Here is a 14964-nt window from a genome sequence, read left to right as displayed (position 1 = left end):
GCCCTTCCTTTGCCTCCGCCTGCCGCATCTCTTGTAACAAAAGTCATTCCCTATACCGCCCATCCAGGAGCATGCGCGCCTCGATCCTAAAATGCGGGCGCGGCAAATGGTCGATCTCGCTGCGCAATCTGACGAGCGGCTGGCGCTTCAGGACGATCCAGTCCTATCACGGGCCGCAGACCTCCGCCGAGTGGATCGTCGAGGCGCCGCAGGTCGACGGCGCGATCGGGCATTTGTCCGGCTTGAAGCCCGTCGCCTTCGCTTGCTGTAGAATCAACGGCCGCAATCCCCGTCTGAAGCTCTCGCAGCGGGGCGTCATGATTCAGAACGGCTTGGCGGTATCGATCCCTACCCGTCCGAACAGAGCGGGAGACGCCTTCCTCGTCCGGGGCAGGCGGGCAAAGCCGCGCTGACTTCAGCTATTCCTCAAGCGTCAAAAAATGCCGCAGGGCAGAAGGTTGGCTCCTTCTCCTGCGGCATTGATCTCGCGATTGGCGCAGCTGCTCAAGCCTGGTCGCCGGAACGGCCTTCGTCGCCCGGCCGATCCTCGCCCTCGCCGTAACCCGCGGCCCCCACGGCAGCCATCCCCTGCCGGATCTCGGCCTTGGAGGCGCGCTCCCTGGCTGCCGAATACGAGCCTTTTTCCCATTCCATAAGCTTCCGTCGCGGCATTACCAGCATCCTCGGCTCCATCCGTTCGCCGTGCGCCTTGACCCGCGTCCTCCCCTGGGGATGAATGATGGCGGTCAGCAGCCGCAGATAGCGGTTCGTGAACCAGGCGAACAGTCCCTTCTGCATCGCGAAGGTCTCGAATCCCAAGCCCTCGGAGCCGCGGTTGATCATGGATACGCCGTACAGCGCCTTGACGTCCTCGCCGCCGGGCATCGACTGCAGCTCCCTGGCGGCATCCGGCAGCGCCTTCTTGACGAGCTGGATGACCCGGATCGCGATCTGCATCTCCGAGCGCGAGCTCATCCCGATATCGAGCATCATCTTGTTGACGAAGTGCAGCTCCATCACGCGGTCTCCCCGCGCGATCCGCTGTCCGTCGTCGAGCGTCAGCGCAGGTCCGCCGTACCGGATGATCCGGTAATGGAACGAACGGCCGTCGCCTATCGGACGGAGCCGGAACAGCCAACCGAAGATGTCCTCCCACAGCATCCAGGCCGCCACCACGACGCGCTTGACCGGTCCCGTTTTGGGTAATGCCTCCGGCTGCGCCTTCGCTGCGCTCCCCGGGACGATCCCGTCCGTTGCGGCGCCGCCGCTCCCCCGCCTCGCTTGCGCTTCATCCTTGCTCTGCCTGGTCAACCTCATCATCTCCCCGATGCCGACGAACCGCAGCCCCTCCCGCTTGCCGTCTTCGAGGATGCGGCCTACGGCGTCGATCGTGTTGGCCGGCGCGTCCGGATCCGCGCCGAACGTGTCGCCGCGGTCGTGGAGCAGCAGGACGGCGCCCGGCTGAAGCTTGCGCCGGATCTTGCCGTAGAGCCGCTCGGCCCCTACCTTGAGCTTCCAATCGCCGAACAGCGCCGTCCACAGCACGATCTGCGGCTTGCCCCGGCCAAGGAAGTCGAACACGTTGACGATGCCCCAAGGCGGACGGTAGTACCGCGGCCTGACCCCCGTGATATGCTCCACGATGTCGCCGGTCCGTACGACATGTCGTTTGACGCTGATCGGACCCATGATCCAGTTGCTGCGGTGGATGTAGTTATGAATGCCGATATCGTGCCCTTCTTCGTGCATGCGTCGCACGATGTCCGGATGCTTCTCCGCATGCGAGCCGACGACGAAGAAGGTCGCGTGCGCGCCGTGCGCCTTAAGCAGGTCGAGCAGCCTAGGCGTGTAGACCGGGTGCGGCCCGTCGTCGAAGGTGAGCGCGATCTCGCGCTCGGCCACTCCCTTGGAGAAGACGCGGAATCCGAACATCCGGCTGATGAATCCAGGCAAAAATGCGTAAAAAGTCAGAAAATAAAAGCCCCACCAAAGGATAACGTCCATGCCCGTTTCCACCATCTTGCTTTCTGTTATAAATTTTGCCGCCGTTCAACTTCCCCTATTTTAACATAGGTCGAACAAGAATTGACGATGCGGCATGCATCTTTTTGAGGACTCCGCCAGACTCGGTCGCTCCGATCGATTCTGAGACGCCGTAGCCTTGCCCGCGTATTATCGGTTAAAATAGTAACCGAAGCCTCATCAGGCCAAACAAAGGAGAATACATAATGCTCTCGCTGTATCAAAAGTACTGGAGAACCGCTTTCGACATCGCCTTGATCATTTTGACCGTCTGGCTTATCATGTTCGCTTTCAGTTATTTGTATAAGATAGCTACGCCGGTATTCCTTTCCTTTATTATTTTCCTGTGCATCGAGCCGCTCGCGCGCAGACTGAACAAGCTTGGCGTCCGCAAGGCCATCGCTTCCGGCATCAGCGTCCTCCTGTTCACGGCCGTACTGCTCGCCGCGCTCGCGGGCATCGGCTTCATGTTTTACCACCAGACATCGGAGCTCGTCGAAAAACTGCCCAATTACCAGGACCAGGTCGAAGCCCAGATCCGTTCGATTACGGCGGAGGTCCAGCAGCGCTCGGACAGCCTGCCGGACGGCCTCGCGGACAAATTGCAGGGCGCTGCCGAAAATATCGTCAAGTTCGGTACCGGGCTCGCGACCAATCTGTTTAACGGCGCGGTCGGCTTCGTCAGCTCCTTTTCCTCGTTCGTGCTGAATTTCTCGATCGCCCTCATTTTGGCCTACTTCCTTAGCGTCGAGATCGATATGTGGAAACGTCTCGCGGGCCAGAGATCGCCGAAGACGATGAAAACGGCCTTTACGTTCCTGCGCGAAAATGTGTTCAAAGGCATCGGAGCTTATCTCAAATCCCAACTCAAGCTGATCAGCATTACGTTCATCGTCATTCTGATCGCCCTGCTCGCGCTGCAGGTGAACAATGCGTTCACGATCGCGCTGCTCGCGGGCTTCTTCGACGTCCTGCCGCTGCTCGGCGTCAGCACGCTGTTCATTCCCTGGATCTTGTATTTGTTTATCGTAGGCGATACGGGCCTCGCCATCTGGCTCACCGCGCTGCTGCTCGTCGTGACGCTGACACGCCAATTCCTCGAGCCGCGCATCACGGGTCAGACCGTTGGCGTCTCCGCCTTCACGATGCTGGCGTTCATGATGATATCGCTGTCCTTCTTCGGCTTCGCCGGCCTGATCCTGGCGCCGATCCTGATGATCCTGCTGAAGGCGCTGTACGATCAAGGCTATTTTCACAGGTGGATCCGTTGGCCCAAGGAAGAGTTCATCGTCGCGCCGTTCAACCCGTCTTCGGCCGCTACGACCGTACCGGGGGGCCCGATTCCGCCTGCTCCATCAGACGAAGCGCGTCCATAAGGTCGCCGAATACGGCCGGCGCCGCATTGCGCGCGCCGGCCTTGCGGTTTTCCAGCAGCACGGACACCGCATAACGGGGACGGCCTTTGGCCGGCCCGTATCCGATGAACCATTGCTCGTTCAACGCCGGCCGCTTGCCGGCAAGCTCGGCCGTGCCGGACTTGCCCGCGAGCGGCCATTCGTTTGCCCCTAGCGCATGCCCGGCCGTGCCTTCCGTGACCACGGCGCGCATCGCCTCGCGCAGCGCGGCCGCCGTAGCCGGCTTGATGCTGCCGAACTCGCTCGGCGCGCCGCGCTCAGGCATGCTCGCGAGCAGCCCGCCGTCCGCATAGCGGATCTCCCGCGCGATCCGCGGGGACTGAACGCGCCCGCCGTGCAGCAGGGTCACGGCCAGATTGGCCGCCTGCAGCGGCGTCACCCGCACGTCGCGCTGGCCGATGCCCGTCCCTGTGCGCACGCCGCCGTCCTTGCCCGCGTCCGGCGAGGCGAATACCGCCCCGGGCTGTTCCTCTGCCAGCAGGCGCAGCGGCTTGCCGTCGACGAACGACGCGGTTTGCCAGCCGATCTGCCGGCCGAGGCCCAGCTTGTCCGCCGTCTCCGCCAAGACCGCGGGATCGAGCCGCTCCGCGAGCGCGGCAAAGACGACGTTGCACGACTCCGCGTACGCCTCCTTGACGGTGAGCACGCCATGGCCGCCGTGCAGCCAGCAGTTCAGGCCGTATCTGCCGTACGTCCCGATGCAGCGAAAGATCTCGTCCAGCGTCGTGACGCCTGCCTCGAGCGCCGCCGCAAGCGTGACCGTCTTGAAGATAGAACCCGGCGGGACGGCGATCAACGCATGATTGCGCGAGTCGGTGCCGGCTGCGCCGATCTTGGACGGATCGAATGCAGGCAGCGATACCATGCCGAGAATATCCGCGCTGTCCGCGTCCAGAATGACGACTGCGCCTTCCTTGATCCCATGCTTCTTCAGGACGGCTTCGGCCGCCTGCTGCACCCGCGAGTCGATCGTGGTCCGCACCTGCAGCGGGTAATGCGGATTGGCAGGACCCGAGATGCGGATGCCGATGCCCGCGAGCGGCCGCCTCGCGCCGTCGGTAGTCGCGACCGCGAAGGTGCCCCCGACGCCCCTCAGGAGCCGGTCAAGCGACAGTTCCAGTCCGGCCTCTCCGATCGGGTCCGAAGTCTTAGCCTTGCCTTTGGCCAACTCCTTGCTGTACAGCTTCACCATGCGCGACGGATCCTGCGCCGTGTACCCGATCGCATGCAGCGCGTTCATGCCGCTCTCGGCAGGATTCCTGTATCGCTCGACGTAAGGCACCACGGCGACGCCGGTCAGCTCCAGCTCGCCGATCCGCTTTTCCTGCGCTTCGGTCAGCGCGACGGCCGGTCCGCTGCGCCCCTTTCTCCACACGAGCGGCTCGCGTATGCCGTCCAGCCAGCCGGCGACCTGCTCGGGGCGAGCCCCGAGCGTCTCCGCGAGCGCCCGCAGCCTGCCGTCCGTCCCCCGGGGCATGCCGCCCGTCGGATAGGCAGCGAGGACGCGAACCGTCCTGCCCGTCAGCGGCAGCCCTTCGCGATCCGTGAACTGCCCGCGTCCGCCGTCAAGCTCGAGCGGGTCCGAATGCTGCATATAAGCCTGCTGGGAGAGGCCCGCTACCGCGCCTTCCGTCCGGCCGCCGCCCCCGCCCAGCTGCACCCAGGCCAGCCTCGCCTCCGCTACGCCGAAGGCGGCGGCCAGCACGATCATAATCTTGAATATCCGCGCCGGCACCAGTCCGCTCAACGGCCATCCCTACCTTCCGCTCTATTATTCTCATTGTTGCCAGCTTGGCGGGAAGTTATAAAGGGGATGCGGACCGAAGCGCGAATCTAGCAGACTTCGAATGAAACGAACGGCTGGTAATTACCGTCGCTACCAGCGGAGCATCCGCAGGCCGTTCAGAATGACCAGGATCGTGCTGCCCTCATGGCCGACGACGCCGAGCGGCAGCGCAATGCCCGTCGCGAAGTTGGCGCCGATCAGCGCCAGGATGACGCCCAGCGCGAACACGACGTTCTGCTTCGCGATGCGTCCCGTGCGGCGCCCCAGGCTTACGGCGTCCGCGATCCGGTCCAGCTCGTCTGTCAGCAGCACGACGTCCGCCGATTCCAGCGCCGCATCGCTGCCTGCCGCGCCCATCGCGATGCCCACGGCGGCAGCGGCCAGCGCAGGCGCGTCGTTTACGCCGTCCCCGACCATTGCCGCTGTACCGTATTTGTCCCGCAGCGCCTTCACCTGCCGCACCTTATCCTCCGGCAGCAGCCCTGCGAATACGAGACCGGGCTCGATGCCCGCCTCTCTCGCGACCGCTTCCGCCGTGACCCGGCTGTCCCCCGTGAGTATGGCAGCGCGCACGCCCATTGCGGCCAGCCGCCCGATCGTTGCAGCCGCCTCCGGCCGCACCTGATCCCGCAGCGCGATGAGGCCGCACGCGCCATTCTCGCCGGTCAGCATGACGACCGTCTTGCCTTCGCGCTCCAACCGCCTGACCGTCTCCCGCCCATCCGGCGCATCCCCGCCCGCCGACATCGCATCAGGCTTGCCCAGACGCCACATCGTTCCTTCGACGCCGGCCCTCACGCCGATGCCGGTCTCCGAGACGAATCCCGTTACCCTGCCGGGCTTGATGCCCAGCCCTGCCGCATGCCTGACGACAGCCCTTGCGAACGGATGCTCGGAATACTGCTCCAGCGCCGCGGCGATCCCGATCAGCTCCAGCGCGTCCGCATCGCGCAGCGGTATAACATCGGTCACGTCCGGTCTTCCCGTCGTCAACGTTCCGGTCTTGTCGAAGGCGATCACGCGGACGCGCCCGAGCGCTTCGAGATGGGCCCCGCCCTTGAACAAAATGCCCCTGCGCGCGCCTGCGGAAATGGCCGACAGCACGGCCGGCATGATCGAGGCGACAAGCGCGCACGGGGAAGCGACGACGAGGAATACCATCGCCTTATACAACGCGTCGCTCCACGTCCAGCCGAGCAGCGGAGGAAGGAGCCCAGCCAGCAGCGCCGACAGCGCGAGCACGGAGGCGGCATACAGCCGCTCGAAGCTTTCCATGAATCGCTGGGACGCCGGCTTCTCCGCCTCCGCCTCCTGCACGAGCTTCACGATGCGGGCGAATAACGTCGAATCCCCGGGGTGCGTCACCTGCACGAAGAGTGCGCCTTGCCCGTTGATCGTGCCCGCGAATACTTCATCTCCGGCTTTTTTGTCTACCGGCATCGACTCGCCCGTGATCGCGGCTTCGTTCACGTAGGAGGCGCCCTCCGTCACGACACCGTCCGCCGGTATCCGCCCGCCGGGCTTCACGAGCAAGGTGTCGCCGATTGTCAGCGTATCCGCCGGAACCAGGGTCTCCGCGCCGTTCGTCCAGCGAAGCGCAGTCTCCGGCTTCATCCGCAAGAGCGAGCCTATCTCCCGCCTGCTGCGGTCCGTGGCGTATGCCTCGAGCGTCCCGCTGAGCGAGAAGATAAAAATGAGCACCGCTCCCTCGCGCCAATAACCGATGCAGGCTGCGCCGATCGCCGCGGCGATCATGAGCAGATTGACGTCAAGATAGCGCGCCAGCAGGGACCGGACCCCCTCCCTTGCCTGGCGCCAGCCGCCGACGAGATAGGCGGCTGTGTAGAGCGCCGCCGTCCATGGCGAGCGTGCTGCGCCGGACTCCAGCGACCAGGCTGCCGCCAGCAGCAGGCCGCATGCGAGCGCGCAGAAGCCTTCGCCGTTTAACCGCGGCATCTCCAACGCGGTCGTCGGCATTCCGATACGGGTACGCGCCTTGCGCCGAGCCATATTTACGCCGTCGGTTTTCATGCCGATCCCCCTCCTCGGAGTTCCATTGGGAATGAGAGACACTATTGGCGTCCGTAAAATGCCGAATGCTGCCCCCGCGAACGGGAGCAGCATTCTAAAAATCGAGTTATGCTGTTTAGTATAAAATAATTATAATCCGCGTCTCGCCAAAACGTGAACGGTTTAGCATGAAATGTCTCAGGCGACCGTAAATTGGGACAACGACTGCCGCAGCTGCTGAGATACCGCCTCCAGCTTGTTGGAGAGCTGGACGAGGCCGTCGCTGATGCCGAGCTGTTCGTTGCTCAGCGACGCAACCTGCTCGCTCGTCGCGGACGATTGCTGGGCGACGGCGCTGACGTTGGTCATCGTAAGCGTCAGCGTCTCCTGAGCAAGCTCGAGCTGGGATACGGACGCCGTGGCAGCGTGCAGACGCTGATTGAAGTCGCCCATATGCGACTGCACGTTTTCGAAAATCTTGTTGGCGTCGCGGACGGCTTCGATCTGCTCCTTGAACAGCGGGTATGCGTCGGAGAGGACCGTCACCGTCTCGTCGATCTCTTGTCCGATCCGGTCGACGATCTCGCCGACGACGCCGATCGATTGGCGGGACTGGTCGGCAAGCTTGCGAATCTCGTCGGCGACCACCATGAAGCCCCTGCCGGCCGCGCCTGCGCGCGCCGCCTCGATCGTCGCGTTGAGCGACAGAATGTTGGTCTGCTTCGTCATGTTGCCGAGCACGTCGAGGATCTTGCTGATCGAGCCCGTGCTTTCCTTGAGCTTGTCCACCTTCTCGACCATCGAGCGCGTCATTTCTTCGGTATGTCCGGTCTTCTCCATTAATCCGGCCATGTACTGCGTACCCCTGCGGCCGGCTTCCTCGACCTCGTACGCCGACTTGCCCATCTCCGTGTTGGAGTCGATGACCGATACCACCCTGTCGCCGATCTGGCTCGTCATCTCGCTGCCGCGCTCGGACTCGACGGCCAGGTTGGTCGCGCCGCCCGCGATCTCTTCGGTCGCGACGGCGATCTCCTTGGCCGCGGAAGCCGTCTTGGTAGAGGCGAGCGTAAGCGAGCTGGCCGTCTCCAGCACCTCCTGGGCGGATTGGTTGGTCTGCCGCACGAGTTCCGTGATGCGCTCCATCATCCGGTTGAAGCTGTCGGACACTTGACCGATCTCGTCTCTCTGACGGATCGAGCTGCGCACCGTCAAGTTGCCGCGCTCGCCCTCGTTCATCAGATGGCGCAGCTGGCCGAGCGGCTTGCCGACGGTCCACATGATGAACAAACCGATGAGCGCCGCGATGAGCACGGACAGACCGCACATGAGGAACGTCAGGTTGCGGATGACCTTCGCGTCCTCGACGAGCGAGGAGGTCGGGATATTGCCGACGACCATCCAGCCGCTCGTACCGGTCGACGCGGATCCGACGGACAGCTGCTCGTGGCCGTTGGACTTGAACTTGACCTTGCCGCTCTCGCCAGGCAGCTTTTTCTCGTACTTCGTACCCATGAGAGCCGGGTCTGCCGCGTAAACGATCGTACCGTCAGGCGCGACGATGTAGGTCTCGCTGCCTTTACCGAAGCTAACGTTTTCCAGCATATCCTGCAGCGCCTTGACATTCAGCTCTATCACGAGCAGGTACGGATTTTCCGCGTTGACGTTCATAAGCGCGCGCCCGACGGCGATCGTCGGCGTCGTCTGCTTGCCGGAGACGCCTTTCTGCATCGTCGGCACCCATACGACCTTGCCGGCCGCTTGCTTCATCGTGTCGACGAATGCGGGCGGGCTCTCTTTCATGTCAGGCAAGCCCGAGTTGGCGGCGCCTATGATGTCCATCTCCGGGTCCGTGGGCATCAGGAAGATGCCGGCGATAGTATTGTCCGAGATCATCACGTTCGACAGCTTCGTGTTGACCGTCCGCTGATTGTCGAAGCGTTCGAAGTCGTCCGTGGACGCGATCGCCAGACTCAGTTGTGAGATGAACTCCGAATCGGACAAGAACTCCATCGATTTGCGTTCGTAACCGGTGAGAAGCAGGTCCATCCGCCCGGATACTTGATTGGCCGTCTCCATGCTGGATTCGGATACTTTGCTTTCGATAACGGACCTGGACTTAGAATAGGAGAATAGTCCTAGCGACACGACGCATAGCAGGATCCCGCAGAATACAAGAATGAACAGCTTCACGCCGACAGAACGAATCGGGCTCTCCAGCTTCGTGTCCTTAAGCTGCCTTCCGAATTTCTTCGCGTATCCCCCAAGCGAGCCGGCTCCTTGCTTCCATTCCACCGACTTGACACGATCGCGCCAACTTTGCTTCATTTGACACACCCTCCGAGACTTAGTTAAATGACCCTTTGCTGCCGAGCCGGCGCCCTTGGGCGCTTCGGATCCCGGACGGGGTTCCCCGTTACCGCGCGCCATGCGGATGCTGGCCAAACAAAAAAGCTTGCCGAACATCCGACGGCGCAGAATCATCTCCGATTATATATCGGCCATCTGCACTATCAGTGTTAATTCGACAAGCACATTTAATATCCTTTTGAAACGATTTCTAGTCCAAACTATTTATTTTTGTCGAAAAATCAGACAGAACCGATCTTTTTTCGCATCATATCGAGCGGCGCGACGGGCTCGACCGTGCGGATGCGGATCAATTGGAGCGGGTGTCTGGCTACGTCGACGGCCGCGCCGTCCGTATCCGAGAGGGGCCCCGCGACTTGCTTGAAGCTCCTTCCGCCCGGGCCGACGAACTCGACCTCGGTTCCCGGCCTGAAGGGGCTGCGCTGCTCGACGACCGCGATGCCGGTCGCGGGATCGTACTCGCGAACGATGGCAGCGAAGTCGTAGGGCGCAGGCTTCTCCTCCGGCTCGTAGATATGCTCCGACGCTCCCGGCGTGCTGTAGAAAAAGCCGGTATTCAGCGGCCGGTTGGCCGCCTTGCCGATCTCTTCCTCCCAGGCCGGTTGCAGTTCGTAGCCCGCCGGATCCGCCATGTACGCGTCGATCGCCTGGCGGTAAGCGCCGACGACAGAGGCGACGTAGTGGATGCTCTTCATCCGTCCCTCGATCTTGAAGCTATCCACGCCCGCTTCGATCAGATCGGGAATATGCCGGATCATGCAAAGGTCCTTGCTGCCCATCGTGAACATGTTGTCCCCCGGATCGCCGATCGGTCCTTGCTCCTGGTGCAGGTCGTACTTCCAGCGGCAGGACTGGCAGCAGCCGCCCCGGTTCGAATCCCGGTCGGTGAAATGATTGGATAGCACGCACCGCCCCGACACCGAAGAGCACATCGCGCCGTGAATGAACACCTCGAGCTCGAGGTCGACATGGGACTTGATCTCGCGGATCTCCTCCATGGACGTCTCTCTCGCGAGCACCACGCGGGGCAATCCGACTTCCTTCCAGAACCTCACGGCTTGCCAGTTCATGGTCGACTGCTGCGTGCTTAGATGAACTTCTAGTCCCGGCGCGTGCTGCATGGCCGTCTCGACGATGGCCGGGTCGGCCGTGATGATGGCCGCGATGCCGGCGGCTTCAAGCTGCTTCAAATAGTCGGCGATGCCCGGGAGATCCTCCTGGTGGGCATAAATATTGGTCGCTACGAAAACCTTGGCGCCGTAACGGGCGGCAAATTCGACGCCCTCGCGCATCTCCTCGAAGCTAAAGTTGTCCGCGTTGGAGCGCAGGCCGTAGCTCTGTCCGCCGATGTAGACGGCGTCCGCGCCGTAGTGGACGGCGAACTTCAGCTTCTCCAGATTGCCGGCGGGGGCGAGCAGCTCGGGCCGGTCGAGCCGGTACCGGCGCCCGTTCCCTGCGGCGGCTTCGGCGGCATGGACGGCAGTGCCGTTCATCGTCAACACCTCCATTAGTAAACTTGTTCCTTATACAAAAATCCGAAGCTGAGCTCGCGTCCGGGATCCTGCAGCGCGCGGATGGGCGCCAGCCATTCCTCGTCGAACTCGTATGCGCCTGGGTCGCGATGCCAGGCATCGATCGCTCGCCGATAACTGCGAATCGCGGCGACATTATAGGCTTCGGACTTCAGCAGCGGCTCGATGTACAAGCTGTCGACGCCCGCTTCCAGCAGTTCCGGCAGCGCCTCGAGCAGACAGATGTCGTCCGCGCTCATCACATGCGTGCCGTTGTCGTCCTCATAGACGGGCAGGCGCTCGTCGGGACGCTCCGCCTCGATCAAGAACCGGCCTTCGCTCGGCCCCAGATCGACCAGGCTCGCCTCTCGGCCCAGATAGTCCATGTAACTCTGCAGCAGATTGCGCTGGGAATGATAGATATTCGTCATGCCGTGTACCTGGACCTGCACTTCGATCGTGCCGCTGCGCTTGAAGTCCGCGATCTCTTCGCCGTTCAATTCGCGTGCCAGGACGGCGCGGGACACGCCGCGTCTCGACCAGAACGCCGCTGCCGCCGAATTCGTACCCGTCATCTCGACGTTCCAGTGCATTGCCATGGCCGGCGCAGCGTCGCGGACGGCCATCCAGACGGCCGGATCGCCAAACGTTACGGCATCCGCTCCCGCCTCTGCGGCCGCGCGCAGGTAGCCCGGCAGCGCGGGCAGCTCGTGGTTGCGCAGCAGCTTGCCCGCCGCGATATAAGCTCTGGCGCCTAGGTCGTGCGCGCAGGCGACGGCTTCCTTCAGATCGGCCTCCGCGATCGATCCGGGCAGGCGCGCTCCGAACCGGGAGTCGCCGATGAGTACGGCGTTCGCGCCTGCGCCGGCGTACGACCGGATCTGGTCGATGGATCCGGCCGCGATCAATAGCTCGGTTGTCATATTCTTCACCTCATCCAAACGTGAGGCCCGGCGCCGGCCGCGCCGGCCGCGCGTCCGCTCGGGACAGCGCGCCGGGCGATGCCGCCGCCGGGCCGTATGGCAGTCGCAGGCTTAAGCTCTGCGCCGCTGTTACTTCTCGTTCTTTTCGCTGTCGCGGATGTTCTTCTGATGCTGCTTGTAAGTCTCCGCGAACAGATGCGTATTCGTGCCGTCCTTTTTGGTCACGTAATACAGGTAATCGGTATCGGCCGGGTATAGCACCGCTTCGATCGACTTGAGGCTCGGGCTCGAGATCGGTCCCGGCGGGAGGCCCTTCGTCAGATACGTATTATACGGGCTGTCCACCTTCAGATCGTCGTTCGTCAACTTTTCCTTTTGCTTGTCCAGCAAGTACTGGATCGTCGCGTCGATCTGCAGCGGCATTTTCTGATCCAGGCGATTCAGGATCACGCCGGCGACGATCGGACGCTCCTCGTCGACCACGACTTCCCGCTCGACGAGCGAGGCGGCCGTGAGCAGCTCATGCAGCGTCCAGCCGCGCTCTTCCAGAACGCTCTGCCAATCCTCCGGCAGCGTGCCCAGCTTGCGGTCGAGCTCCGCGAGCATCCGGTCGATGATATCGCTCTCCGTGCTGCCCTTCTTCATCTCGTACGTTTCCGGGAAGAGGTAGCCTTCGATCGGATAGCGCAGATCCTTGTCCTCCGGAATCTGCTTGGTCCAGGTTGAGTTCGCGATCTGGACGGGGTTGCGCACCGCGTTCATGAACTTGTCCTTGTCGACGATCCCTTCCTTGGCCAGACGGTCCGCGATCTGCACGACCGTGAAGCCCTCGGGAATCGTGAAGCGGACCGTGGCGGCGGCGACCGTCGAGCCGTTATTCAGCTTGGCGACGATCTCGCCGTTCGTCATGCCGGGCGTGAAGTCGTACTCGCCGGCCTGGAACCTGGAGCCTTCGTTCTTGTACTTCAGCCACATGCTGAACAAGAAGGTGTTGCGGATAAGTCCATGCGCTTCGAGCGACTCGCCGACTTTTTTGGCGCCCATGCCCTTGCTGATCGTGACGCGTACCTGCTGGTCGGCGGCGGCCGGAGGCCGCAGTCCGTTCCATACGTAAAAAAGGGCTGAAGCGGCGACGACGACGACGAGTCCGAGCGCGATCAGGAAAGACCAAAGTACGGCGTGCCCTTTCTTCGGCGGCTCGTCGTCTTCGTCCTCCGCTTCCTCGGGCTCGGACGCGGGGTTAGGCTCGGGCTTGCCCGCGGCTGCTGCGGAAACCGACGCATTCCCCTGGGGCGGCGCTCCCGTCCGCTCGGCCGTTGAACCCGTCCGCGCCCGCGGCGGCAGCGGCGCGATCTCCTGCTGCTCCGCTTCGCCGCGCTCCCGGTTCGGAGCCGCTTCGGTATCTTCGCGGTCGTCCGGAAGATTGCCCGAATACACGGATTTCCACCCGTTGTTGTCGTCGTCTTTGCTCACGCTTGTCCCTCCTGCTTGAATAAAAAGCGGCCGAATAGCCGTGAAGAGCGGTCGCCCGCTCTTCATCATCGCCGCCTGGTACGTTTAGGGCCTGTCGTCGGAACCGAACTGCTGGTCGTCGAACGCTTCGGCGACGTCTTCCCATTCGCCGTCGTCGTCGACCGACTCGAGCTTCGGCTCGCCGGCATCCTCGAGCAGGACGCGGAACACCTCGATCTCGCCTTCCTTGCGCATCGCTTCGCTCTGCAGCACCGCGTACGGCCTGCCGTTCACGCTAAGCTCGGCCAGGATCCGGTACACCATGGCGTCGCCGCTCTCTCCGGTCAGCTCGATCTCGCGGCCGAACGCCTCCTGCAGCGCGCCGATCCCGGAGGAACGGTCCGGGTTCCCCGTCTCGGTCATCGTTCTTCACTGCCGCCGAACTCGGCCGCCAGCGTGTTGAACGTCTCCTCGACGATCTCCCACTCTTCCTCGCTCTCGATCGGGTACAGCTTGATCTCGTCGTCCTCTTCGTCGAAGCGGAACGCGTATACCTCTTGCTCCTCGTCCTCGGCGTCGGCCGGCACGACCATCATGTACTTGCGGTCGGTGCCGTCGTCGAGCTCGAAGCGCATAATCACCTCGAACGCTTCGTCGTTGCCGTCGTCGTCGGGGATATAAATGATCTCCGCTTCGTCTTCCGGGCGGATATTGTCGTCAGCCATTCAAGTTAGCCCCTCTCCCTCTGGAATCCAAATAGCTCTGAAGCAATATCGCCGCGGCCATCTTGTCGATGACCTGCTTGCGCTTCGCTCGGCTCACGTCGGCCTCGAGCAGCGCGCGCTCGGCGGCGACGGTCGTGAGGCGCTCGTCCCATAGCTTGACGGGGAGCTTCAACGTCTCCTCGAGCCGCGCCGCGAAGGCGATGCACAGGTCGCCCCTGGGGCCGACGGTGCCGTTCATATTCTTGGGCAGCCCGAGGACGATCTCATCGGCCTCGAGCTCCGCGGCCAGCTCCGTCACCCTGCGCAGGCAGGCGCCCTCGGTCTTGTGCTGGATGACCTCGACGCCCTGCGCCGTCCATCCGAACGCGTCGCTGACCGCCACCCCCGTCCGCCTGTCTCCGTAGTCCAACGCCATGATCCTCGGCATCAGCGGTGCTGTTGAAGATAAAAGCGGACCATCTCTTCGATGAGTTCGTCGCGTTCTTTCTTCCGGATCAGACTTCTCGCATTGTTGTGCCGCGGGATATAGGCCGGATCGCCGGACAGCAGATAGCCTACGATCTGGTTGATGGGATGGTATTCCTTTTCCACCAGCGCGTCGTGCACCGTCAGCAGGATATCCTTGGCAGAGATCTCCTCCGGGTCGGGCATGACGTCGAATTTGACCGTCTTATCCATATGATTCTTGTCGGACGAGCTCATTGTCGCAGCACCTCGCTTTATGCCAACATCATATCATATTCTCCGCTG

At 62.7% G+C, this 14964-nt stretch carries 13 protein-coding genes; 2 read left to right on the top strand and 11 right to left on the bottom strand.

The window, feature by feature from the left end; genetic code table 11:
* Positions 1–71 precede the first annotated feature (71 nt).
* Positions 72–413: a hypothetical protein gene (locus tag PQG80_RS00435; protein ID WP_271749139.1), complete on the top strand. Its 342-nt coding sequence runs from the start codon at positions 72–74 to the stop codon at positions 411–413.
* 91 nt (positions 414–504) lie between these two features.
* Here the strand turns inward: PQG80_RS00435 and PQG80_RS00430 are convergent, their stop codons facing one another.
* Positions 505–2004: a polysaccharide deacetylase family protein gene (locus PQG80_RS00430; RefSeq protein WP_271749137.1), complete on the bottom strand. Its 1500-nt coding sequence runs from the start codon at positions 2002–2004 to the stop codon at positions 505–507.
* A gap of 224 nt (positions 2005–2228) precedes the next feature.
* On the opposite strand from PQG80_RS00430, the gene ytvI reads away from it, so the two are divergent.
* Positions 2229–3398: a sporulation integral membrane protein YtvI gene (gene ytvI / locus PQG80_RS00425; protein WP_271749136.1), complete on the top strand. Its 1170-nt coding sequence runs from the start codon at positions 2229–2231 to the stop codon at positions 3396–3398.
* On the opposite strand, the gene PQG80_RS00420 is transcribed toward ytvI, so the two are convergent.
* The 10 genes from PQG80_RS00420 to PQG80_RS00375 form a co-directional block, all read right to left on the bottom strand.
* Positions 3340–5184 carry a peptidoglycan D,D-transpeptidase FtsI family protein gene (locus tag PQG80_RS00420; RefSeq protein WP_271749135.1) on the bottom strand — a complete coding sequence of 615 codons (1845 nt, stop codon included), beginning with the start codon at positions 5182–5184 and terminating at the stop codon, positions 3340–3342. The genes ytvI and PQG80_RS00420 overlap by 59 nt on opposite strands.
* A 129-nt stretch (positions 5185–5313) precedes the next feature.
* Positions 5314–7254, bottom strand: a complete 1941-nt coding sequence (locus PQG80_RS00415; RefSeq protein ID WP_271749134.1) for a heavy metal translocating P-type ATPase — start codon at positions 7252–7254, stop codon at positions 5314–5316.
* Positions 7255–7431: 177 nt separating this feature from the next.
* Positions 7432–9561 carry a methyl-accepting chemotaxis protein gene (locus PQG80_RS00410; RefSeq protein WP_271749133.1) on the bottom strand — a complete coding sequence of 710 codons (2130 nt, stop codon included), beginning with the start codon at positions 9559–9561 and terminating at the stop codon, positions 7432–7434.
* 263 nt (positions 9562–9824) lie between these two features.
* Positions 9825–11096 (bottom strand): peptidase U32 family protein, encoded by a 1272-nt coding sequence (locus PQG80_RS00405; protein WP_271749132.1) that lies wholly within the window; start codon positions 11094–11096, stop codon positions 9825–9827.
* 14 nt (positions 11097–11110) lie between these two features.
* Positions 11111–12037, bottom strand: a complete 927-nt coding sequence (locus PQG80_RS00400) for a peptidase U32 family protein (protein ID WP_271749131.1) — start codon at positions 12035–12037, stop codon at positions 11111–11113.
* Between the two features lie 129 nt (positions 12038–12166).
* Positions 12167–13510 carry an endolytic transglycosylase MltG gene (mltG, locus tag PQG80_RS00395; protein ID WP_271749130.1) on the bottom strand — a complete coding sequence of 448 codons (1344 nt, stop codon included), beginning with the start codon at positions 13508–13510 and terminating at the stop codon, positions 12167–12169.
* Between the two features lie 84 nt (positions 13511–13594).
* Positions 13595–13912, bottom strand: a complete 318-nt coding sequence (locus tag PQG80_RS00390) for a DUF1292 domain-containing protein (RefSeq protein WP_271749129.1) — start codon at positions 13910–13912, stop codon at positions 13595–13597.
* Positions 13909–14214 (bottom strand): DUF1292 domain-containing protein, encoded by a 306-nt coding sequence (locus tag PQG80_RS00385; RefSeq protein ID WP_271749128.1) that lies wholly within the window; start codon positions 14212–14214, stop codon positions 13909–13911. Before PQG80_RS00385 ends, PQG80_RS00390 begins: the two co-directional genes overlap by 4 nt.
* Positions 14207–14641, bottom strand: a complete 435-nt coding sequence (gene ruvX / locus PQG80_RS00380) for a Holliday junction resolvase RuvX (protein WP_271749127.1) — start codon at positions 14639–14641, stop codon at positions 14207–14209. Before ruvX ends, PQG80_RS00385 begins: the two co-directional genes overlap by 8 nt.
* The gene (locus PQG80_RS00375; RefSeq protein WP_271749126.1) at positions 14641–14916 is read right to left on the bottom strand and encodes an IreB family regulatory phosphoprotein; all 276 of its coding nucleotides are present in this window, start codon (positions 14914–14916) and stop codon (positions 14641–14643) included. Before PQG80_RS00375 ends, ruvX begins: the two co-directional genes overlap by 1 nt.
* Positions 14917–14964 lie beyond the last annotated feature (48 nt).

The organism is Cohnella rhizoplanae (assembly GCF_948329515.1).
Classification (GTDB): Bacteria; Bacillota; Bacilli; order Paenibacillales; family Paenibacillaceae; genus Cohnella; species Cohnella rhizoplanae.
The sequence above is the reverse complement of the archived record's forward strand: the minus strand, read 5'-3'. Positions and strand labels throughout refer to the sequence as shown.